23 protein-coding genes and 1 rRNA gene are annotated in these 21986 nt (G+C 71.3%); 11 read left to right on the forward strand and 13 right to left on the reverse strand.

Translation table 11 applies throughout. The features are described 5' to 3' along the window. The 3 genes from rrf to ACF068_RS16230 form a co-directional block, all read left to right on the forward strand. Window positions 1-92 (forward strand): 5S ribosomal RNA (gene rrf / locus ACF068_RS16220); the annotation flags it as partial. Between the two features lie 117 nt (window positions 93-209). Continuing rightward, the gene (locus ACF068_RS16225; protein ID WP_392274885.1) at window positions 210-1085 is read left to right on the forward strand and encodes an aminoglycoside phosphotransferase family protein; all 876 of its coding nucleotides are present in this window, start codon (window positions 210-212) and stop codon (window positions 1083-1085) included. Window positions 1086-1219: 134 nt separating this feature from the next. Then, window positions 1220-1786 (forward strand): GNAT family N-acetyltransferase, encoded by a 567-nt coding sequence (locus tag ACF068_RS16230; protein WP_392274886.1) that lies wholly within the window; start codon window positions 1220-1222, stop codon window positions 1784-1786. On the opposite strand, the gene ACF068_RS16235 is transcribed toward ACF068_RS16230, so the two are convergent. The 7 genes from ACF068_RS16235 to ACF068_RS16265 all read right to left on the reverse strand — a co-directional run bounded on the left by ACF068_RS16235 (window position 1776) and on the right by ACF068_RS16265 (window position 9857). Continuing rightward, window positions 1776-3416, reverse strand: a complete 1641-nt coding sequence (locus ACF068_RS16235; protein ID WP_392274887.1) for a type VI secretion protein — start codon at window positions 3414-3416, stop codon at window positions 1776-1778. The genes ACF068_RS16230 and ACF068_RS16235 overlap by 11 nt on opposite strands. Before the next feature lies 1 nt (window position 3417). Next, window positions 3418-4818, reverse strand: coding sequence for an ATP-binding protein (locus ACF068_RS16240; RefSeq protein WP_392274888.1), 1401 nt, complete (start codon window positions 4816-4818; stop codon window positions 3418-3420). A gap of 15 nt (window positions 4819-4833) precedes the next feature. Then, the gene (locus tag ACF068_RS16245; RefSeq protein ID WP_392274889.1) at window positions 4834-6387 is read right to left on the reverse strand and encodes an SCO6880 family protein; all 1554 of its coding nucleotides are present in this window, start codon (window positions 6385-6387) and stop codon (window positions 4834-4836) included. Continuing rightward, window positions 6384-7700, reverse strand: coding sequence for a hypothetical protein (locus ACF068_RS16250; protein ID WP_392274890.1), 1317 nt, complete (start codon window positions 7698-7700; stop codon window positions 6384-6386). The genes ACF068_RS16245 and ACF068_RS16250 overlap by 4 nt, the downstream gene beginning before the upstream one ends. A gap of 61 nt (window positions 7701-7761) precedes the next feature. Further along, complete coding sequence (locus ACF068_RS16255; protein WP_392274891.1) at window positions 7762-8610, reverse strand: hypothetical protein; 849 nt, start codon at window positions 8608-8610, stop codon at window positions 7762-7764. 99 nt (window positions 8611-8709) lie between these two features. Then, window positions 8710-9018: a hypothetical protein gene (locus ACF068_RS16260; protein ID WP_017945892.1), complete on the reverse strand. Its 309-nt coding sequence runs from the start codon at window positions 9016-9018 to the stop codon at window positions 8710-8712. 269 nt (window positions 9019-9287) lie between these two features. Continuing rightward, a complete protein-coding gene (locus tag ACF068_RS16265; RefSeq protein ID WP_392274892.1) occupies window positions 9288-9857 on the reverse strand; it encodes a TetR/AcrR family transcriptional regulator in 570 nt (189 codons plus the stop codon). A gap of 105 nt (window positions 9858-9962) precedes the next feature. Here ACF068_RS16265 and ACF068_RS16270 point away from each other — a divergent pair, with 105 nt between their 5' ends. From ACF068_RS16270 to ACF068_RS16285, 4 genes are all read left to right on the forward strand, one after another. Then, the gene (locus tag ACF068_RS16270; RefSeq protein WP_392274893.1) at window positions 9963-10883 is read left to right on the forward strand and encodes an NAD(P)-dependent oxidoreductase; all 921 of its coding nucleotides are present in this window, start codon (window positions 9963-9965) and stop codon (window positions 10881-10883) included. Window positions 10884-10907: 24 nt separating this feature from the next. Further along, window positions 10908-11693, forward strand: coding sequence for an SAM-dependent methyltransferase (locus ACF068_RS16275; RefSeq protein ID WP_392274894.1), 786 nt, complete (start codon window positions 10908-10910; stop codon window positions 11691-11693). 83 nt (window positions 11694-11776) lie between these two features. Then, a complete protein-coding gene (locus tag ACF068_RS16280) occupies window positions 11777-12790 on the forward strand; it encodes an NlpC/P60 family protein (protein WP_392275297.1) in 1014 nt (337 codons plus the stop codon). Window positions 12791-12928: 138 nt separating this feature from the next. Next, entirely contained in the window at window positions 12929-13654 is a 726-nt protein-coding gene (locus ACF068_RS16285; protein ID WP_392274895.1) for a phosphatase PAP2 family protein, read from the forward strand. Window positions 13655-13808: 154 nt separating this feature from the next. On the opposite strand, the gene ACF068_RS16290 is transcribed toward ACF068_RS16285, so the two are convergent. Continuing rightward, window positions 13809-13991 carry a hypothetical protein gene (locus ACF068_RS16290; protein ID WP_392274896.1) on the reverse strand — a complete coding sequence of 61 codons (183 nt, stop codon included), beginning with the start codon at window positions 13989-13991 and terminating at the stop codon, window positions 13809-13811. Between the two features lie 130 nt (window positions 13992-14121). On the opposite strand from ACF068_RS16290, the gene ACF068_RS16295 reads away from it, so the two are divergent. Further along, the gene (locus tag ACF068_RS16295; protein ID WP_392274897.1) at window positions 14122-14934 is read left to right on the forward strand and encodes a hypothetical protein; all 813 of its coding nucleotides are present in this window, start codon (window positions 14122-14124) and stop codon (window positions 14932-14934) included. Window positions 14935-15034: 100 nt separating this feature from the next. After that, window positions 15035-15220, forward strand: coding sequence for a hypothetical protein (locus ACF068_RS16300; protein ID WP_392274898.1), 186 nt, complete (start codon window positions 15035-15037; stop codon window positions 15218-15220). Between the two features lie 22 nt (window positions 15221-15242). Here the strand turns inward: ACF068_RS16300 and ACF068_RS16305 are convergent, their stop codons facing one another. Then, a complete protein-coding gene (locus tag ACF068_RS16305; protein WP_392274899.1) occupies window positions 15243-15596 on the reverse strand; it encodes a metal-sensitive transcriptional regulator in 354 nt (117 codons plus the stop codon). 193 nt (window positions 15597-15789) lie between these two features. Between ACF068_RS16305 and ACF068_RS16310 the strand changes: the two genes are divergently transcribed. Both ACF068_RS16310 and ACF068_RS16315 read left to right on the forward strand, forming a co-directional pair. Continuing rightward, window positions 15790-16410, forward strand: coding sequence for a DUF47 domain-containing protein (locus ACF068_RS16310; protein WP_064067618.1), 621 nt, complete (start codon window positions 15790-15792; stop codon window positions 16408-16410). 5 nt (window positions 16411-16415) lie between these two features. Next, window positions 16416-17414 carry an anion permease gene (locus tag ACF068_RS16315; protein WP_392274900.1) on the forward strand — a complete coding sequence of 333 codons (999 nt, stop codon included), beginning with the start codon at window positions 16416-16418 and terminating at the stop codon, window positions 17412-17414. A gap of 208 nt (window positions 17415-17622) precedes the next feature. Here ACF068_RS16315 and pstB read toward each other — a convergent pair whose 3' ends face one another. The 4 genes from pstB to pstS all read right to left on the reverse strand — a co-directional run bounded on the left by pstB (window position 17623) and on the right by pstS (window position 21732). Then, complete coding sequence (gene pstB, locus ACF068_RS16320; RefSeq protein ID WP_392274901.1) at window positions 17623-18399, reverse strand: phosphate ABC transporter ATP-binding protein PstB; 777 nt, start codon at window positions 18397-18399, stop codon at window positions 17623-17625. A gap of 21 nt (window positions 18400-18420) precedes the next feature. After that, the gene (gene pstA, locus ACF068_RS16325) at window positions 18421-19500 is read right to left on the reverse strand and encodes a phosphate ABC transporter permease PstA (RefSeq protein WP_392274902.1); all 1080 of its coding nucleotides are present in this window, start codon (window positions 19498-19500) and stop codon (window positions 18421-18423) included. Next, complete coding sequence (pstC, locus tag ACF068_RS16330; protein WP_392274903.1) at window positions 19500-20489, reverse strand: phosphate ABC transporter permease subunit PstC; 990 nt, start codon at window positions 20487-20489, stop codon at window positions 19500-19502. The genes pstA and pstC overlap by 1 nt, the downstream gene beginning before the upstream one ends. A gap of 112 nt (window positions 20490-20601) precedes the next feature. After that, window positions 20602-21732 carry a phosphate ABC transporter substrate-binding protein PstS gene (pstS, locus tag ACF068_RS16335; protein WP_392274904.1) on the reverse strand — a complete coding sequence of 377 codons (1131 nt, stop codon included), beginning with the start codon at window positions 21730-21732 and terminating at the stop codon, window positions 20602-20604. Window positions 21733-21986 lie beyond the last annotated feature (254 nt).

The following is a 21986-nucleotide window of genomic DNA, read 5'->3' on the forward strand; positions in this document are numbered from 1 at the left end:
CGCCCGGTTACATTCCGAACCCGGAAGCTAAGCCTTTCAGCGCCGATGGTACTGCAGGGGGGACCCTGTGGGAGAGTAGGACGCCGCCGAACAATCATTGTGGGAAAGCCCCGCACCTTCTGGTGCGGGGCTTTTCTGCGTTCACGGGGTCGGAATTCCGTGCAATAAGTGTTTGACGGCCGGTGGCGGGCGCCGGTCGGATGGCGGGCATGGATTTCGAAGTGATCGACGAAGATCTCGTCCGCCGGCTGGTCGAGGGACAGTTCCCGCAGTGGCGGGGACTGGCGGTGCGGCGGTTCGCGTCCGGAGGCACCGTGAACGCGGTGTACCGGCTGGGGGCGGACATGGTCGTACGGCTGCCGTTGCGGGAGGGCGGGGCCCAGGACGTGGTGATGGAGCGGGAGTGGCTGCCGCGACTGGCGCCCCTGCTGCCCACGGCCGTCCCCGAGGTGCTCGGAGCCGGTGAGCCCGCCGAGGGGTTCCCGTGGGCGTGGTCGGTGTACCGGTGGCTGGAGGGGGAGAACCCCGTGGCCGGGGCGCTGGAGGAGCCCGGGCCGCTGGCGGAGGACCTGGCGCGGTTCGTCGCCGGAATGCGCGAGGTGTCCTTGTCCGGGGCGCCGGCGGCGTACCGCGGCGGGCCGGTCGGGACGCTGGACGCGGCGACGCGGGCGGCGATCGAGGAACTGCGGGGGATACCCGAGGAGGGCGTCGACTGCGACGCGGTGACCGCCCTCTGGGAGGAGACGCTGCGGGCGCCGGAATGGGACGGGCCGCCCGTGTGGCTGCACGCCGACCTGATGCCGGGCAACCTGCTGGTGCGGGACGGCAGGCTGGCCTCGGTCATCGATTTCGGCTGCATGGGCGTGGGGGACCCGGCCTGTGATCTCTTCCCGGCCTGGAACCTGCTGCCTCCGGACGCGCGGGAGGTCTTCAGAAAGCACCTGGGGGTCGACGACGCGACCTGGGTGCGCGGCCGGGGCCGGACGCTCTCGCAGGCGCTGCTGGCACTCCCGTACTACCGGCGCGGAAACCCGGCGATGGCGGACAACGCGCGGCACGTGATCCGGGCGGTCCTGGGCGCGTAGGGCGGATGGGGCGTGCGGGGCCCAGCGGGGCGGCGTCCGGGCGGAGTTGTGGACGGCCGGGCTCTCCTCGGGCGGGGACCGGGTGTGAGGTGTATTGCGTTGCCGACGGCGGGCGGCCCCGTCAGGATCAGCTCATGGAACACCGCATACGAACCGTCCGCGCCGACGAGTGGCGCAAGGCTCGGGACATCCGGCTCGACGCCCTCCAGGACCCCCTCGCGCCCCTGGCCTTCCTGGACACCTATGAGGCGGCGGCGGCCCGGGACGACGCGCACTGGGAGCAGTGGGCCGGCCGGGCGGCGGAGGGCAGCGCCGACGCCCGTCAGTTCGTGGCCGAGGCGCCGGACGGCTCGTGGGACGGCACGGTGACCGTGCTGGTGGAACGGGCCGGTGAGGAGACCCTGTTGGGTGCGGTGCCGGAGGCCGACCAGACGCATGTGGTGGGGGTGTTCGTACGTCCCGGCGCGCGCGGCAAGGGCGTGGCGGACGCGCTGTTCCGGGCGGCCCTGGACTGGTCGTGGTCGTTGGGGGACGGGTCCGTGCGGCGCGTACGGCTGCACGTGCACGAGCGGAACGGGCGGGCGGAGTCCTTCTACCAGAAGGCCGGGTTCGTGCCGACCGGGGAGAGCCTGCCCGTGAAGGGTGATGCCAGCGGGGCGCGTGAGGTGGAGTACGAGTTCCGGCGGCCCGTCACGGCGTGAGCGGGCGGTCCGGCCAGCGGGCGCGGCCCTGCTCGGCCGAACGGAGCAGGACATGGGCCGGCAGGCCCAGTTCCTGACCGGAGTCGAGCAACTCGGGGAGCGCCGGGAGCGGGGCCACGGCGGCCACGTCGTCGAGGACGAGCGTGAGTGGTGGGTCGAGCCGACCGTCGGATGACCGTGCGGCCATGCGGCGGCCGTGCTCGACCACGTCTGAGGCGAGCGCGGTCAGCAGGGGCATCGCGCCCGGGTGGGTCCTCGGGTCCTCGATCGGTTCACCCACCACATAAAGGGTGCCCGTTTCGGCGATGAATGATTCCAGTGCCAGCGAATCAGTTCGATTCGGTGTGCAGGCCTCGCGGATGTGGACCGAGGACAGCGAGGCCAGGGCCCGTACCGCCAACTCCTGGGCGACCTCCCGGCGTTCCGGATAGGCCGTGAGGGCCGATTCGAGCAGGCCGGCGTGGCTGTTGGTGGCCTTGGGGTGCGTGCGGAGGATGCGTACGGGTTCGTGGGCGCCGTTGTTCTGCGCCCAGCGCTGGACCTGCTTGAAGGGCCGCCCGTCCACGGCCGCCGCGTGCAGCCAGCAGCGGAGGAGCGTTTCGGCGGTGTCCGCGACGGCGGCGTCCATCCGGGCCCGGGGACGCACGGGCGCCAGGAGCGCGGCGGCACGGGCGGCGGCCGTGGTGGTGTCCTCGCAGCCCTGGATGGGCGCCCAGTGGAGGCGGGCGGGCGTGTCGCACAGGTGCCCGGGGTCGTAGACCAGGACGGGGCCGAGCTTGGCGCGGGCGTCCTTGGTGCCGGCCCACAGGTCCGGGTCGGAGGTGACGACCAGGACGGGCCCCTCGGCCTCCTCGACCGCCCGGCGGGCCACGGGGCGGCGGGCGGCCGCGTTTCCGTGGAGGAGGCGCGGTAGGGGCTCGGCGCCGGGTACGGGGGCGGTGGGGGCCCCGGGAGAGGTGGGCGCCCCGGCGGCCGGCGCGGCGGTGTCGGCGGCCGTGGAGGCCGGCGTGGCGGGAACGGCGGGCGCGGGCGCCGAGGCGTCTGGGGGCATGGGCGCGGGGCCCGGCAGGTGCGCGGCCGGCGGGACGGTGACGGGCGCGTTCGGGCGCACGCCATCGGGCTGGACCGCCGCGGGCGCCGCGCCCCGGGCCGCCGCGGACGGGGCGCCGTACGGGCCGCCGGCGGTGGCCGGATCCGGGCCCCCGGCGGTGGCCGGGCCCCCGGCCGGGACGCGCGCCGGGCCCCTCCGTACGGCCGTGGCCTTCGACGTCGCCCGGACCGCGCGCCAGCGGGCCAGCGTGCCGATCACGAAGACCGCCAGCACCACCAGCACCAGCAGCGCGCCGATGAACAGGCCCCAGAACAGCCCGTACCCCGACAACTGGCCCGGCGGCGCGGCGGGCCACGCCCCGGCGAGGTCCTGGGGCCGGGACACCAGGCTCCGTATCGCGGCGGGCGCCTGGGAGAACGTCACCCCGTCCGGCCACGCCCCGTGCGCGAACAGCCCGGCCAGGCCGGTCGCCGTCCACACCAGCAGCGTCACGCCCAGCAGGAACCCCAGCAGGCCCACCAGCAGACCGTCCGGGATGCCCCGCTCGGCACCGCGCTCCTGACCGCGCCCGCGCTCCATCTCATGCCACCGTCGACTGTGAGGACTCGTTCATCTGCTGCTCGATGAGGGCCGCGCGCTGCTCCGCCTCCCATTCCGCGGCCTGGATGTCATCGGGTACGGACGACTCCGTCATCGCCCGGTCGGTGTACACCAGCGGCCGTTCCGCCTCGGTGATCAGGTGTTTGACCACCTGCACATTGCCGTTGACGTCCCACACGGCGATACCGGGCGTCAGCGTGGGGATGATCTCGACCGCCCACCGGGGCAGGCCGAGCACCCGCCCGGTGGCGCGCGCCTCGTCGGCCTTCTGGGCGTAGATGGTCCGGGTGGACGCCATCTTCAGGATGGCCGCCGCCTCCCGGGCCGCCGCCCCGTCCACGACGTCGCTGAGGTGGTGCACCACCGCCACGAAGGACAGCCCGAGCCGCCGGCCGAACTTCAGCAGCCGTTGGAAGAGCTGGGCCACGAACGGGCTGTTGATGATGTGCCAGGCCTCCTCCACCAGGAAGATGCGCTTCTTGCGGTCCGGCCGGATCCAGGTGTGCTCCAGCCACACGCCGACGATGGCCATCAGGATCGGCATGGCGATCGAGTTGCGGTCGATGTGGGAGAGGTCGAAGACGATCAGCGGGGCGTCCAGGTCGATGCCGACCGTCGTCGGCCCGTCGAACATGCCCCGCAGGTCACCGTCGACGAGCCGGTCGAGGACGAGCGCCACGTCCAGGCCCCAGGCCCGTACGTCGTCTATGTCGACGTTCATCGCGGCCGCCGACTCCGGCTCGGGGTGGCGTAGCTGCTCGACGATGTCGGTCAGGACCGGCTGGCGGTCGGTGATGGTCTCGGTCACGTACGCGTGCGCGACCTTCAGCGCGAAGCCGGACCGCTCGTCCAGGCCGTGCCCCATCGCGACCTCGATGATCGTCCGGAGCAGCGCGAGCTGACCGGTGGTGGTGATCGCCGGGTCGAGGGGGTTGAGCCGGATGCCGCCGTCGAGCGCGGCCATCGGGTCCAGGCGGATGGGAGTTATCCCCAGCTCCTGGGCGATGAGGTTCCACTCGCCGACCCCGTCCTCGCCCTGCGCGTCGAGGACGACGACCTGGCGGTCGCGGAAGCGGAGCTGGCGCAGCACGTAGGTCTTCTCCAGCGCGGACTTGCCGTTGCCGGACTCGCCGAGCACCAGCCAGTGGGGGGCCGGGAGCTGCTGGCCGTAGAGCTGGAACGGGTCGTAGATGTACCCCTTGCCGCTGTACACCTCGCGCCCGATGATCACGCCGGAGTCGCCGAGGCCGGGCGCGGCGGTCGGCAGGTAGACGGCCTGGGCCTGCCCGGTCGACGTACGGACGGGAAGCCGGGTCGTCTCGACCTTCCCGAAGAGGAAGGAGGTGAAGGCCTCGGTGAGGGCCGACAGCGGATCTCGCATCAGAATCAGGCGCCCCTAACGGCGGATGCCGGTCGCGAACGGCAAGGTGTTCACAAAGGCCCGGTGGTGCTCGCGGTCGCACCACTCCAGCTTCAGATACGACTTGCCGGCCGATGCCCTGATCGTCCGCTTGTCCCTGGCCAGGGCCTCGGGCGTGCGGGACGACACAGTGATGTACCCGACGAGGTTCACTCCCGCCGCGCCGCTGGCGAGATCTTCACCCCGCTGGTCGAGCCGGCCGTGGGCGGCGATGTCACGCGGGTCGACGGTGCGGTTCATCTTGGCGGCGCGGCTGGCCTCCGCCTCGTCGTTGGTCTTCTCCGTCAGCATGCGCTCGATGGCGACCTCGGTGGGCTCCAGGTCCATGCAGACGGCGACGGTGCGGATGACGTCGGGGGTGTGGACCAGGAGCGGCGCGAGGAAGTTGACCCCGACGGGGGTCATCGGCCACTCCTTGACCCAGGCGGTGGCGTGGCACCAGGGGGCGCGGGTCGAGGACTCGCGGGTCTTGGCCTGGAGGTACGTCGGCTCGACGGCGTCCAGCTCGGCGGGCCAAGCGTTTCGTTTCGTCATCGCCTGGATGTGGTCGATGGGGTGGTCCGGGTCGTACATGGAGTGCACGAGGGACGCGAGCCGGGACTGGCCCAGCGGCTGGCGGACGCGGATGTCGGCCTCGGCGAGGCGGGCGCAGATGTCGGTGAGCTCACGGGCCATCACGACCGCGAGGCCGGCGTCCTTGTCGAGCTTGCGGCCGCCGGTGGCCTGGCGGGCGGCGCGGGCCATGGTGTGGGCCTCGGCGGCCAGTTCACGGGTGTAGTGCATGCAGGCGACCAGGTACGCGCGGTGCTGCTCGCTGGAGGTGGACACCATGGACTGGAGCTGCTCGTAGGAGTCGCGGAGCCAGCCGGGGGCGCCCGGGTCGCCGCGCTGGGCGACGTCCTTGGCGTGGGCGTCGGGGTCGGCGGGGAGGGTGCGGGCCAGCATCTGGAGGCGGGTGACGAAGCCGTCGCCGTTGGCCACGTGCTTGAGCAGGGTGCCGAAACGGTCCACCAGGGCTTCCTGGTCCTCGCTGTCGCGCAGGCCGACGCCGGGGCCCTCGATCTCGATGGCGGCGGTGACGGTGCGGCGGTCGGCGTGCAGGAGGACGGCGATCTCGTCGGGCCCGAAGGGCGCGGCGAGCCAGTTGATGCGGCCGATGCCGGGCGGCGGGCCCACCTCGATCTCGCGGCCGTCGAGCCGGGTGCCCGCCTCCATGGCGGTGGAACGGTAGGTGGTGCCCTGGCGGAGGACCCGCTTGTAGCTGCGGTTGATCTCGAACCACTTGTAGAAGGTGCGCCCCCTGTACGGGACGTACACGGCGGCGAGCGCGAGCATGGGGAAGCCCATGAGGGACACGATCCGCAGGGACAGGACGGGGACCAGCAGCCCGCTCATCATGCCGAGGAACGCGCCGACGATGATCAGTGCGATCTCGCCGGTCTCACGGTTCTTGCCGACGATCGCGTTCGGCCGGGCCCGGCCGATGAGGTACGTACGGCGGGGCGTGATCGGGTGGGACTGGGTCGTCAACGCCCTCCACCTCCTGTGTTTCCGGTGCTGCCTGTGCTGCCTGTGCCTGAACCGCTCTTACGGTGGCTGTGCGGGGTGCCGGTGGTGCCCGGGCTCCGTGGCGGGGGTGCGGCGGAGGGGACGGATCCGCCGCCACCGCCGCCGCTTCCGCCGCCGCTCCCGCCGCCGGGCGGCTGGTTGCGGGAGCTGTGGGCGGCGACGCCGCCGGACATCGCGTTCGCGGGCCGGCCGCCGCCGCCCGTGCCGCCGTGCTGGTGGCTCCGGCTGCTGTGGGTCTTGATGCCCTGGGAGACGAGGGCGGCGGGGGAGGAGATGACGGCGGCGGCCTGGGAGCCGTCGGTGGCCTGCTTGCGGTTCGTCCGGGCGGAGGCGATCTCGTCGCCGAAGCCGGGGACGAAGCGGTAGATCATCGCGGAGGCGAAGATGGCCAGGAGGATGATGGCGAGCCCGGAGACGACGGCCGAGAAGGCGTCGGGGCCGTCGTCGGCGGACAGCGCCCCGGCGAGGCCGAGGACGATGACGATGACGGGCTTCACCAGGATCACCGCGATCATGATCCCGGCCCAGCGGCGGACGTGCCCCCACATGTTCTTGTCGACCAGTCCGGCGTAGACGACGGTGCCGAGCAGGGCGCCGACGTAGAGCAGGGCGGCCCGGATGACGAGCTCCAGCCAGAGGATGCCGGCCGCGAGGACCGACACCAGGGAGACCACGATCAGCATGATCGGCCCGCCGCCGATCCCGTCGCCCTTCTTGAGCGCCTCGGCGAACGTCCCGAAGAACGTGTCCGTCTGCCCGCCCGCGGCGCCGGCGATCACTTCCGTGACGCCGTCGGTCGCCGAGACGACGGTGTAGAGGATCAGCGGCGTGAACGCGGACGCCAGGACGGTGAGCCACAGGAACCCGATGGCCTCCGACATCGCCGTCGCCAGCGGTACGCCCCGGATGGCGCGCTTGGCGACGGCCAGGAGCCACAGGACGAGGGTCAGGACGGTGGAGGCGGCGAAGACGACGGCGTACTGCTGGAGGAACTTGGGGTTGGTGAAGTCCACCTCGGCGGTGTTCTTCACGGCCTCACTGAGCTTGCCCACGATCCACGCGGCGGCGTCGCCGCAGCCCCGGGCCAGGGAGGCGAGGGGGTCGAGCGCGGTGGTGGGGTCTGTGGGACCGCTGGGGGTGGAACGGGCGGCACCGCCGGGTGCTCCGTTGTCGCAGTAGTCCCGTGCCGGACCCCGAACGAGGTCGCAAGGATCGTTGCTCGTACTCGGGCTGGGGGTGGGAGTCGGGGCGGCGGCCGCACGGCTGGCCAGCATGACTAGAGTGGTCTGGATTCCTGCGGCCAGCGCTGTGAGCGCGAGCGCACGAGGAGGGCGCTTAGCGGGCATAGGTGAACCCTCCGAACTGCTGAATGGTGTCCGCCATCTCCTCGGCACTCGACGCCCTTTGATCACGCCCGACCGGCACGGGGCCATCCTTCTGCGTGAAGTCGGTGACCTTCCAGTCGCCGCCGACCCACCTGAGCTCGAACGTATTGGTGTACCAGCTTTCGGTAACCGGGTTCTTCGACCCTTCACCGGCCAGCCCGAAGAGGGCGGAGTACCAGACCGACACACTCGCGGTGTCAGGGCGAAATCGTTCGACCTTCGTCCCCATAGGGCTGAACCGGGAGATGAAGGTCATTCCGGTTGGCGCGGTTCCATCGGCTTTCAGTCCGATGCTCGCGAGGAACTTTTCGTCCGAATAGACCTTGTCCAGGTCGGCCTGACGAGATGCGGCGACATCGGGGGCGTAGACCGCGCTCACGATCGACTGACGACGTTCCGCCTGGTACATCCCGTCCGAACCGAGCGCCACCGCGTAGTTCGCCGCTGCGCTCTGGGCGCCCTGCTCGTCGTGGGCGTAGCCCGCCGGGACGGTGCCGTTCCTGCCGGCCACCGGTTTGACGCCCGTCGCGGCCGTGGGTGCGGCGTCGCGCCGGGCGGAGGCGTCCGAGGGGGTGTCGTCGCCGCCACCGCCGCGGTTCGCGAAGGCGATGGCGGCGATCAGCAGCACCACCACGCCCACCACCGTGATCAGCGACCGCGAGTTGCGGGCCGGGCGGCGGGCACCGCCGTAGACGCCGCCGTGGACGTCGCCGGCGCCGCTGTCGGGCAGGCGGGTGCGGGTCTGGCCCGTACCGCCTCCCGTGCTGCTGGCGCCGTCGTGCTCGTCGCCGAGGCTCATGACGGGTACGCCCCCTCAACCGGTTGCTGATCTGTATGGTGACTGGACATCAGGTGACGCGCCCTCAAGGACGGGGCCGGGGCGAAGCGGCTGACGGGGTCAGACGGCCATCCCGTACACGATGGTGAACAGCGTTCCCAGCGATCCGATGATGAAGACCCCGGTCAGGCCGGCCACGATCAGCCCCTTGCCCTGCTCGGCGCTGAACGTGTCCCGGAGGGCGGTCGCGCCGATGCGCTGCTTGGCCGCTCCCCAGATCGCGATGCCGAGGCACAGCAGGATGGCCACGGCCATCACCACCTCGATCATCACGCGGGCCTCGTTCCCCAGGCTCCCGAAGGGCCCCCAGTTGGGGGCGATTCCGCCAATGATGGTGGTGATGTCGCCTTTTTCGGCCGCCAGGTACATGTAACTCACCGCCCCTGTTGGGTAGTTCGACGCCCCTGCCCCATGGCACGGGTCACCGCACTATCTTCGCTGATGAAACCGCCCATGTGCGCAGACTTGGCTGGTCTCTTTACCCGATCACCGCAGCTTCGACCGGTCCGGGCGCCCTGACCTGCGAAGGCGGCGGATCGGATGTATGCGGGTACGCGTATCGTCACTCTGTGTATCACGGGGGGTGACTTCGGGCAATGACTGTCGTTTGTGCACTCTTGGGGCGGTTGAGCTACGGCTCAGCGGTACGTGGCCACCAGGCGCGCGAGCTGCCGGCCGGCCTGGAGCAGGGGCTCCTCGCTGCGGGTGACCTGGGCCGTCACCTCGGCGCCCTCCAGGGTGCTGATGACGGTGCCGGCCAGTTCGCGGGCGGCCGTCCGGTCGAGGCCGGAGCGGAGCAGCTTGTCGGCGACGAGGTCCTGCCAGCCGCGCAGCGCGTCGGCGCACGCCCGCTGGATCTCCGAGTCGGTGCCGAGCGTCTCGAGGGCGGTGGCGGTGACCGGGCAGCCGTCGAGCCAGTCCGAGGCGCGCAGGGCGGTGGCGAGGAGGCGGGCGCAGGCGTCGACCGCCGCGGCGGGGTCGTCCTCGCCGTCCAGCGCCTGGCGCAGGATCGCCGCGAACTCCTCGCCGCTGTGCCGGAGGGCGGCGACGGCCACGGCTTCCTTGCCGCCGGGGAAGAAGTGGTAGACGGAGCCGAGGGTGGCGTCGGCCTCCTTGGCGATCTGCTTGATGCCCGTGCCGACGTATCCCTGCCGCTGTACGAGGCGGGCGGCGGCGACGACGATGCGGTCGCGGGTGCTGGTCTGCATGACGGGATCCTACCGATCCGCTGAGTAGAGCGTTCGTTCTAGAGCTGTGCTACGGTCGGCCGTGCTCTGGATAGAGCGTTCGTTCTAGACAGCGGGGAGACTTCCATGAACGGCACCACCGGCATGACCACCGGCACCACCGGGACGATCAGCACCACCACCGCACCCGTCACCGTCATCGGCCTCGGCCCCATGGGCCACGCCATGGCGAGCACCTACCTCGACCGCGGCCACCGGGTCACCGTGTACAACCGCACCGCCTCCCGCGCCGACGACCTCGTCGCACGCGGCGCGCACCTCGCCGCCGGCGTGGAGGAGGCCCTCGCCGCCGCCGAGCTGGTGGTGCTGAGCCTGACCGGCTACGAGGCGATGCACGCCCTCCTGGACGGGGCCGACCCCGCCGCGTTCACCGGACGGGTCCTGGTGAACCTGAGCTCCGCCACCCCCGACGAGGCGCGCGCCGCGGCGGCGTGGGCCGCCGAACGGGGCGCCACCCACCTCACCGGCGGCGTGCTCACCCCGCCCTCCGGCATCGGCGACCCGGCCTCGGCCACCTTCTACAGCGGCCCCCGCGCCGCCTTCGACGCCCACCGGGCCACCCTGGAGGTCCTCACCGCCGCCGACCACCGGGGCGAGGACCCGGGCCTCGCCGCGCTGCTCTACCAGCTCAACATGACCATGTTCTGGACCGCCCTGACGGGCTATTGGCAAACCCTCGCCATGGCCGGCGCCCACGGCCTGAAGGCCGCCGACGTCCTGCCCTTCGCCGTCGACGCCCTGGACCTCACGCGGTTCCTGGAGTTCTACACGCCCCGCGTCGACGCCGGCGACCACACCGGCGACGTCGACCGCCTGGCCATGGGCACGGCCAGCGCCGAGCACGTCCTGCACACCGCCCGGGACGCGGGCGTCGACACCTCCCTCCCGGCCGCCGTCCTCGGCGTCTTCCGACGCGGGATGGCCGCCGGCCACGCCGCCGACAGCGCGTCCAGCCTCGTGGAGATCCTCAAGCGGCCCGCCGCGTAGGCGCTTTGGTCCTACGTTGGTGCCGTGACCGACATCGAATCGAGGATCGACACCAGCCGCCCCCACACCGCCCGCATCTGGAACTACTGGACCGGCGGCAAGGACAACTACCCCGTCGACCGGGAAGCCGGCGACCGGATCCGCGAGCTCCACCCCGGGATCGGCGCCTACGCACGCGCCGACCGCCTCTTCCTGGGACGGGCCGTGCGGCACCTGGCCCGGGACGCCGGCATCCGCCAGTTCCTGGACATCGGCACCGGCCTGCCGAGCGCCGACAACACCCACGAGGTCGCCCAGCGCGTCACCCCCGACGCCCGTGTCGTCTACGTCGACAACGACCCGCTCGTCCTCGCCCACGCGCGCGCCCTCCTCGTCGGCACCCCCGAGGGCCGCACCGACTACCTGGACGCCGACCTCCGGGACGCCGACGGCATCCTGGAGGCGGCCGCCAGGACCCTGGACCTGGACCGGCCGGTCGCCCTCATGCTGCTGGGCGTCGTCATCTTCATCGAGGACGACGCCGAGTCGTACGACGTCGTCCGCCGCCTCATGGACGCCCTGGCGCCGGGCAGCCACCTCGTCCTGTCCCACACGGTCGTCCACCCGTCGATGCCCGACGTCGACGCGGCGGTCGCCTTCTGGAACGAGCACGGCACCCCCCGGCTCACCCAGCGCTCCCCGGAGGCCGTCACCCGCTACTTCGACGGCCTGGAACTGCTGGACCCGGGCGTCGTCCCCTGCTCCCGCTGGCGCCCCGACACCCCGGCGGACGACGTCGCCATGTACGGCGGTGTCGGGCGCAAGCCGTAGCGGCCCGGATCACCCCCTGAAAGGGGGACCCGCCACCTACACTGTCGCTCGGTGGACTGCCAAACGGCGAGGGGTGGTTGACGGTGCGTAAGGCGTGGCTGATCGCCGGGGTGTCCGTCGGGGCGTGCCTGAGCTTCGTCGCGCTGCTGGTCGTCGGGACGTACTCCGCCGCCGCGGGGCTCCTCGGCGGGGCCGGAGGCGCCCTCAACGGGGCCGTCGGGCTGGCCAAGGGCGCCGTGCCCGCCGCGTACCAGCCGCTGGTGCAGAAGTGGGGCAACCTGTGCCCCGCCATCAACCCCGCGCTGCTCGCCGCGCAGCTCTACCAGGAGAGCGGGTGGAACCCCCGGGCGGTCAGCCCCGCCGACGCCCGGGGCATCGCCCAGTTCATCCCCGGCACCTGGGCCGGGCACGGCATCGACGGCGACAAGGACGGCGACCGGGACGTGTGGGACCCGGCGGACGCCATCCCGTCCGCCGCCTCCTACGACTGCGAGTTGGCCGGGTACGTGAAGGACGTGCCCGGCGACCGCACCAACAACATGCTCGCCGCCTACAACGCCGGCGCCTACCGGGTGATAAAGGCCGGCGGGGTGCCCGGCATCAGCGAGACGCGGAACTACGTCCGGATCATCCGCTCCCTGGAGACCAGCTTCGCGCGGCCCGTCGGCCGGGTGGAACCCTCGCGCCAGGCGGCCGGGGCGATCCACTTCGCCCAGCAGAAGCTCGGCACGCCCTACCTCTGGGGCGGCAACGGAACGCCCGAGCAGCAGGGGCGGTTCGACTGTTCGGGGCTGACGCAGGCCGCGTTCCGTACGGTGGGCATCGACCTGCCGCGCGTCGCCAACGACCAGTACAACGCCGGTCCGCACCCCTCGCGGGAGGAGCTGCTGCCGGGCGATCTGGTTTTCTTCTCGGATGACTTGAACGATTCGCGCGCCATCCGCCACGTCGGGCTCTACGTCGGGGGCGGGTACATGATCAACGCCCCGTACACCGGGGCCGTCATCCGGTTCGACAAGATCGACACACCCGACTACTTCGGGGCCACCCGGGTGACCGAGGATGGCGCGAAAGCGCTCCCCACGGCACGGCCCTGAGCTGCGCCGTCGCATCACTCTTCGATAACGTCATGGTGATCGTTCCGTGGAGAGTGGAACGTACCCCTCCCGCGGGTCGTTCCCTGGACTGACCATGACGACACTGACCAGGTGACACAAGGCAAGGGGCCGCGGCAGATGGCTGGACTCGCATCGGACGGTTCGAACCCCGATGTCGGCCTGCTCTACGACATCAACGGCCTGGCGAAGGACGCCCCTTCCTGGTTCGACCGCGTCATGGAGTTCACCGGCGAGTACGGGATCATGCTGGCGATGGTGCTGGTCGTGCTCTGGTGCTGGTGGAGCGTGCGCCGCCGGGGGACGGCGGAGGACTCCGTCGCCGCCGTCGCGGGTCTCGTCTGGGCGCCTCTCGCCGCCGGTCTCGCCCTGCTCGTCAACATCCCGATCCGCGGGTTCGTGGAGCGTCCGCGGCCGTTCAAGGACCACCAGGGACTGGAAGTGCTGGTGGCCGGGAAGACCGACTTCTCGTTCGTGAGCGACCACGCCACCATGGCGATGGCCATCGGTGTCGGGGTGTTCGTCGCCGACCGCCGCTTCGGCTTCGCCGCGATCGGCCTCGCCCTCCTCGAGGGCTTCTGCCGCGTCTACATGGGCGTGCACTACCCGACGGACGTCGTCGGGGGCTTCGCCCTCGGTACGGCGGTGGCGCTGCTGCTGGCGCCCGTCTCCCTCGCGCTGCTGACGCCGCTGGTGTCGGCCGTCGCCCGCTCCGGGCGGGCCGCCCGGCTCGTACGGTCGCGGAAGGCGCCCGTGCGGGAGCGGCACGAGACGCTGGACATCGCCGAGCCGCGGATCGGCTCCGGCTCCGCCTCGGCCTCCGGCGAGAACGACCTGGCGGCCTAGGGGGTTCTCGCCTGGCCCGCGGCGCCCTGTACGCGCGCTGACGCGGCCCCCACCCGGGCCCCCGGCGCACAGCCACGGGCCCGCTCGGTCCCGGCCCGTCCCGGGCCCCCGGTCCGGTCGCCTCGCCCGCCCCGCGGCGCGGACGCGCCGGTGCTCAGCCGGACGGGGGCGGGGGCGTCGCCGCGTGCGTGGCCGCGTCCAGCCGGGCCCGGTCCCTCGACCGCCTCGCCGGCCCGCTCCAGCCGCAGGTGCAGCGGGCGACGGCGAACGAACCGCGTTCCGTGGTCGTGGTGTTGTGGACGTCCTGGACGGCGGGCGTCTGGTCATGCGCGTGCACGGCTCCACGGTACCGGCGTGACGGGGCGCCCGTGCGGTCGTTAACCGGGTGCGGTATCCCCGACCCTCGGGGCGTGGGGAGGGGCGGGGGTCCCGGGCAGCCGGCGGCACGTGTTGGGGGTTGGCAGGCGATGGTGGTGCAGCAGGGGCGCAGGAGCGGCGCGATCGCCGTCGCTGCCGCCGTGATGGGCGCGATGGTCACCGGGTGTTCGGCCGCGGCCGACGCCTCGCCGGGTGCGGACCCGGGCGACGCGGTGCGCGAGGCCCCCGGGGCGCTGACGCGGGCGGGCACGTCCCAGGCGCGTACGTCCATGGAGATGGCGACCGGCGGGACGCGGGTCACCATCCGGGGCGAGGGCGCCTACGACTTCGTCCGGCGGTACGGGCAGCTCAAGGTCGTGCTGCCCGAGGACCCCTCCGGGGCGGACGGGCACCGTCCGATCACCGAGCTCCTCGTCCCCGGCGCGCTCTACATGAAGAACCGGGGTGCCGGCGTCCCCGCCGACAAGTGGGTCCGTGTCGACACCACCGCCCTGGCGGACGGCAACCTCGTCACCGGCGGGGCGACCGACCCGGCGGCCGCCGCCGAGCTGCTGCTCGGCGCGCGCGAGGTGACGTACGTCGGCGAGGAGGAGCTCGCGGGGGTGCCGGTCACGCACTACCGGGGCGTGAGCGACCTGGGCCGGGCCGCGCGGGCCGCCTCCCCGCAGGTGCGCGGGGCGCTGGCGGCGGCGGCGAAAGGGTTCGCCAGGGACACGGTGCCGTTCGACGCGTACCTGGACGCCGAGGGGCGGCTGCGCAAGGTGCGCCACCAGTTCAGTTTCACCAACCAGGGGCGGACGGTCGCGGTCGCCTCGACGACGCTTCTGTACGGGTTCGGCGCCCCCGTCACCGTACGGCTGCCGCCCCGCGAGGACATCTACGCGGGCCGGATCAAGGCCTGAGCGTCAGGGCCTGACCATCGGAAGAATGGTCCGGACGTGCCATGCGCGGTCCGTGTCGCGCTCCCTACGCTGGGAAGCCGACACCCGGCAGGAAGAGGTGATGCGCGTGGCCCCGCCCACTCCGACGACAGTCCAGGACCACGTGGCCCTCGCCGAGATCGAGCTGTGCGGTGAGCTGATGATCGCGGCCTCCGCCACGGACGGGGAGCGGCTCAGCGCGGACCTCATCGACGAGGTGCTCAAGGTGATACCCGAGGGGCGCGGCGGGTCCGCCGCGCCCCGGTGACGTCCGGCCCGCTCGCCCGGCTTCAGGTGCGCAGCATCCGCGCGATCGCCTTCGTGGCCTCCTCGACCTTGGCGTCGATCTCGTCCCCGCCCTTGACGGCGGCGTCGGCGACGCAGTGCCGGAGGTGCTCCTCCAGGAGCTGGAGCGCGAAGGACTGGAGGGCCTTGGTGGACGCGGAGACCTGGGTGAGTATGTCGATGCAGTAGACGTCCTCGTCGACCATGCGCTGGAGGCCCCGGATCTGGCCCTCGATGCGGCGCAGGCGCTTGAGGTGCTCGCCCTTCTGCTCGTGATAGCCGTGCACGCCGTGGTCGTGCTCCGTCCCGGCGGCGCCGGGCTCCGTGACCGGAAGGCCGGCCGCCTCGGTGGTCGTCATCGCGTCCTCCCGTTGTACGTAAGGGTTTGTATACCCCTCATGGGTATATGGTACCGATCCTTTGCCGAAGGTGGCGGGGGCCGGTTCTGTTCACTGTGCCTGATGGGCGACACTGAAGAACGCCGGTTAGCCGTGGCCGGATGATGCGCCTAGCATCAGCCTGACCGAAACCCATGCACCTAGAGGACCCCACGTGCGCTTTCGTCTGACCCCCAGGGAGACGAGCTTCTACGACATGTTCTCCGCGTCCGCGGACAACATCGTCACGGGCTCCAAGCTCCTGATGGAACTGCTCGGAGCGGAACATTCCGCCCGGGCCGAGATCGCGGAGCGGATGCGGGCAGCGGAGCACGCGGGCGACGACGCGACCCACGCGATCTTCCACCAGCTCAATTCCTCCTTCATCACGCCGTTCGACCGCGAGGACATCTACTCCCTCGCCTCGTCGCTCGACGACATCATGGACTTCATGGAGGAGGCCGTCGACCTGGTCGTCCTCTACAACGTCGAGGAACTGCCCAAGGGCGTCGAGCAGCAGATCGAGGTCCTGGCGCGGGCGGCCGAGCTGACCGCCGAGGCCATGCCGCACCTGCGGACGATGACCAACCTCACCGAGTACTGGATCGAGGTCAACCGGCTGGAGAACCAGGCGGACCAGATCCACCGCAAGCTGCTCGCCCACCTCTTCAACGGCAAGTACGACGCCATCGAGGTGCTCAAGCTGAAGCAGATCGTGGACGTGCTGGAAGAGGCCGCCGACGCGTTCGAGCACGTGGCCAACACGGTGGAGACCATCGCGGTCAAGGAGTCCTGAGCTTCGTGGACACCTTCGCACTGGTCGTGACCATCGGTGTCGCGCTCGGCTTCACATATACGAACGGCTTCCACGACTCGGCGAACGCCATCGCCACGTCGGTCTCCACCCGGGCCCTCACCCCCCGCGCGGCGCTCGCCATGGCCGCGGTGATGAACCTCGCCGGTGCCTTCCTGGGCAGCGGCGTCGCCAAGACCGTGAGCGAGGGCCTGATCGCGACGCCCGAGGGCTCGCGGGGCATGGGCATCCTCTTCGCGGCGCTGGTCGGCGCGATCGTCTGGAACCTGGTCACCTGGTACTTCGGCCTGCCCTCGTCGTCCTCCCACGCCCTGTTCGGCGGCATGGTGGGCGCGGCGCTGGCCGGCGGTACGGAAGTGATCTGGTCGGGCGTCGTCGACAAGGTCGTCATCCCGATGTTCGTGTCGCCGGTGGTCGGCCTGGTGGTCGGCTACCTGGTGATGTGCGTGATCCTGTGGTGCTTCCGCAAGTCCAACCCGCACAAGGCCAAGCGCGGCTTCCGTATCGCGCAGACGGTCTCGGCGGCCGGCATGGCCCTGGGCCACGGCCTCCAGGACGCCCAGAAGACGATGGGCATCGTCGTCATGGCGCTCGTCATCGCCGACGTGCAGGACGCGGGCGACGCGATCCCGATCTGGGTCAAGATCGCCTGCGCGGTGATGCTGTCGCTGGGTACGTACGCGGGTGGCTGGCGCATCATGCGCACCCTGGGCCGCAAGATCATCGAGCTGGACCCGCCGCAGGGGTTCGCCGCGGAGACCACGGGCGCGTCGATCATGTTCGGCTCGGCGTTCCTCTTCCACGCGCCGATCTCGACGACGCACGTCATCACGTCCGCGATCATGGGTGTGGGGGCGACGAAGCGGGTCAACGCGGTGCGCTGGGGCGTCGCCAAGAACATCATCCTCGGCTGGTTCATCACCATGCCGGCGGCCGCCCTGGTCGCGGCGGCGAGCTACTTCGTGGTGCAGCTGGTCTTCGGCTGACGTTCCCGCGAGCGTGACGTCAATGGGCCCGCCCCCGGGACAGGGGGCGGGCCCTTCGCCGTGCGGTGGCACCGCCATGCAGCACCGCAGGACGTGTGGGGGCCTTCGGGCGGGTGGGGCGGACGCACCCGCGCGCACCCCCCGCCCGCCACGGCCCGGGACGCCCCCGGCCCCAACGCCCGGTCCGGGACGACCCCCGGGGCGGCGCCTACCCGAAGCGGCCCGAGATGTAGTCCTCCGTGGCCTGGACCGACGGGTTGGAGAAGATGCGCTCCGTCTCGTCGATCTCGACCAGCTTGCCCGGCTGGCCCACCGCCGCCAGGTTGAAGAAGGCCGTACGGTCCGACACGCGGGCCGCCTGCTGCATGTTGTGGGTCACGATGACGATCGTGAACCGCTCCTTCAGCTCGCTGATCAGGTCCTCGATGGCGAGCGTGGAGATCGGGTCCAGCGCCGAGCACGGCTCGTCCATCAGCAGGACGTCCGGCTCCACCGCGATCGCCCGGGCGATGCACAGGCGCTGTTGCTGGCCGCCGGAGAGGCCGGAGCCGGGCTTGTTGAGGCGGTCCTTGACCTCGTTCCACAGGTTCGCCCCCTTGAGGGACCGCTCGACGACCTCCGCGAGCTGGTTCTTGCGGTACGAGCCGTTGAGCCGCAGCCCCGCCGCCACGTTGTCGAAGATCGACATCGTGGGGAAGGGGTTGGGGCGCTGGAACACCATGCCGACCGTACGGCGCACGGCCACCGGGTCGACGTCCCTGCCGTACAGGTTCTCGTCGTCCAGCATCACCTTGCCCTCGACGCGGCCGCCGGGGGTGACCTCGTGCATCCGGTTCAGGGTGCGCAGGAAGGTGGACTTGCCGCAGCCCGAGGGGCCGATGAAGGCCGTCACGGAGCGGGGCTCGACGGTCATGGAGATGTCGTCGATCGCCTTGTGGGAGCCGTAATAGGCGGTGAGGCCGCTGACGTCGATTCGCTTGGCCATTTCACTCACTTCCGGGTGGCCTCAGCGGCCGGTCTTCGGGGCCTTCCAGCGGGCGATGCCGCGGGCGACCAGGTTGAGGATCATGACGAAGGCGATCAGGACGAGCGCGGCGGCCCAGGCGCGGTCGTACGACGCCTCACTGCCGACCCTGTACTGCTCCCAGATGTAGAAGGGGAGCGAGGACTGAGCGCCTTCGAAGGGGTTGGTGTTGATCAACTGGCTGCCGAAGACCAGGAGCATGATCGGGGCGGTCTCACCGGCGATACGGGCGATCGCGAGCATCACACCGGTGGTGATGCCGCCGATCGCGGTGGGGATGACCACCTTCAGGATGACGCGCCACTTCGGTACGCCGAGCGCCAGCGCCGCCTCCCGCAGCTCGTTCGGGACGAGCTTGAGCATCTCCTCCGTGGAGCGGACCACGACCGGGATCATCAGGATCGCCAGCGCCAGCGCGCCCATCAGGCCGGACGGCGCCAGCCCTGCGATCAGCATGATCGAGAGGATGAACAGGCCGGCGACGATCGACGGGATGCCCGTCATGACGTCGACGAAGAACGTCACGGCCTTGGCGAGCGTGCCCCTGCCGTACTCGACCAGGTAGACGGCCGTCAGCAGGCCGATCGGCGCCGAGACGAGGGTGGCGAGGCCGACCTGCTCCAGGGTGCCGATCAGGGCGTGGTACACACCGCCGCCGGCCTCGAAGCCGGGGACGCCGGCCATGGAGTGGCTGAGGAAGTACCCGTCGAGGACCTTCAGGCCCCGGCTGACCGTCGTCCAGATCAGCGACAGCAGCGGGACGACCGCGAGCAGGAAGCACACCCAGACGACGCTGGTGGCGAGCCGGTCCTTGGCCTGGCGCCGGTTCTCGACGGCCGAGGTCACGGTGTATGAGACGACGACGAACAGCGCGGCGGCGATCAGGCCCCACTGGATACGGCTGTGCAGCCCGGCGCCCGCGCCGATGCCGATGCCGAGGGCGACCGCCACGGCGGCGAAGCCGGCCGGCGCCCAGCGCGGCAGGTGGCGCTGGCTGAGGGTGCCCTTGCGCGGGGCCGGGGCGGCCTGGGCGGGTACCGCGTCCTGGATCACGTCGCTCATCAGGCGTTCGCCCCCGAGTACTCCTTGCGGCGCGCGATGATCAGGCGGGCCGCGCCGTTGACCAGCAGGGTGAGGACGAAGAGCACCAGGCCGGAGGCGATCAGGGCGTCCCGCCCCAGCTCGTTGGCCTCGTCGAACTTCGCGGCGATGTTCTGGGCGAACGTACCGCCGCCCGGGTTGAGCAGGTGGAGCGAGATCACGAAGCTCGGGGAGAGCACCGTCGCGACGGCCATCGTCTCGCCCAGCGCGCGGCCGAGGCCCAGCATCGAGGCGGAGATGACGCCGGAGCGGCCGAACGGCAGCACGGACAGGCGGATGACCTCCCAGCGGGTGGCGCCGAGGGCCAGCGCGGCCTCCTCGTTCATGCGCGGCACCTGGAGGAAGACCTCACGGCTGACGCTGGTCACGATCGGCAGGATCATGATGGCCAGCAGGATCCCGACGGTGAACAGCGACCGGGCGACGCCGACCTCGGTCTTCTCGAAGAGGTACGTCCAGCCCAGGAAGTCGTCCAGCCAGAGGTTCAGGCCCTCCAGGTACGGGACGAGGAAGAGGGCGCCCCAGATGCCGTAGATGATCGACGGCACGGCGGCCAGCAGGTCGACCACGTACGCGAGGGGCGCGGCGAGCTTGCGGGGCGCGTAGTGCGAGATGAACAGCGCGATGCCGACGGCGATCGGGACCGCGATCACCATCGCGACGACCGAGCTCACGATCGTGCCGAAGAGCAGCACCGCGATGCCGAAGACGGGGGGCTGCCCGGCCGGGTTCCAGTCGAAGGTGGTGAGGAAGTTGCCGTCGTTCTCGGCGAGGGCCAGCGAGGCGCGGTAGGTGAGGAACACGGCGATCGACGCCATGATCACCAGGAGGAGGATGCCCGAGCCCCGGGAGAGGCCCACGAAGACCTTGTCGCCCGCGCGGCCGGTGGAGGTGGGGCCCGGCTTCCCGGCGACCGGTGGGGCCGGTGCGTTGTCAGTCGTTATAGCCATGGTCTTTCCGGTCTGTGTGGGGGAAGTCCGCCGTGGCGGCTCCCCTGGCGGCGGTGCACCGGATGGGGTGGGGGCCGGCCCGGCGAGCGGCCGGGCCGGCCCGTGCGGACGGTTACTTCAGGCCGTTGACCGTCTCGCGGACCTTGGAGTTGATCTCGGCGGGGATCGGGGCGTAGCCGGCCTCGGAGAGGACCTTCTGGCCCTCCTCGGAGGCGGTGTACGTCAGGAAGGACTTGACCGTGGAGAGGGTCTCGGCCTTGTTGCCGGTGTCGCAGACGACCTCGTAGGTGACCAGGACGATCGGGTACGCGCCCTCGGCCTTGGTCGTGTAGTCCAGGTCGAGCGCCAGGTCCTTGCCGGTGCCCTTGACCTTGGCGGCGGCGATGGCCTTGGAGGCGTTCTCCGAGGTGGCCGCGACGGGGGCGGAGGCGCCGGTGGCGATCTGGACGGTCGGGATGTTCTGCGAGGCGGCGTAGCTCAGCTCGAAGTAGCCGATGGCGCCCTCGGCCTGCTTCACCTGGGCGGCGACGCCGGAGGAGCCGGACGCGGCCTGGCCGCCGGGGGCGGGCCACTTCTTCTCGGCCTCGTAGGCCCAGTCGGCCTTGGCGGCCTTGCCGAGGTACTTGCCGAGGTTCTGGGTGGTGCCGGAGTCCTCGGAGCGGTGGAAGGCCTGGATCGGGGTGCTGGGCAGCTTGGCGTCCGGGTTGAGCTTGGCGATCGCCTCGTCGTCCCACTTCTTGATCTTGTCGTTGAAGATCTTGGCGATGGTGGGGGCGTCCAGGACGAGGTCCTTCACGCCGGGCAGGTTGTAGCCGATCGCGATCGGGCCACCGACCATCGGCAGGTTGATGCCCTGCCCGCCCTTGCAGACCTTCTTCGACTCGGCGACCTCCTCCGGCTTGAGCGCGGAGTCGGAACCGGCGAAGCCGACGGTGCCCTGGTTGAACGCGACGATGCCCTCACCGGAGGAGGAGGACTTGTAGTTGATCTCCACACCGGTGCAGGCGGCCATGTAGTTCTTGACCCACAGGTCCATGGCGTTCTTCTGCGCGGAGGAACCGGAGGCCAGGAGCTGGCCCTTGGCGCCCTCGCACGCGATGTTCGACGCGGCCCCGGTCTTCTTGCCGCCGTCGGCGGTGCCGGTGTTGTCGTCCGAACCACACGCCGTGAGGACCAGGGCGCCGGAGACGGCGAGGGCGCCGAGCGCGGTGGCGCGAAGCCCGGTCTTGCGCTGAAGCTTCACTTTCGGGTGTTCCTTCCAGGAGCCGCCGGTCCGGTCTGGCGTCGCGGGGCGGCGTGTGTCGGGGAGTGGGTGGTGGGTGGCGCCCTGAGCGGAGCGGCGTCATTCACCGTGCACGGCTGAAATTAGGCAGAACAGGTGAAGCGGCCGACGGAGGAGAGTGAACGGCAGGTGAACCGTGCCGGAAGCCGTGGTGAGGGGGTGCGCGGCTCATTGTCCGGCGGCGCCGGGCCGCCCGGCGGTGCCCCTTGTGCGGG

The sequence above is a fragment of the Streptomyces sp. NPDC016309 genome, from assembly GCF_043077235.1.
Taxonomy (GTDB): Bacteria; Actinomycetota; Actinomycetes; order Streptomycetales; family Streptomycetaceae; genus Streptomyces.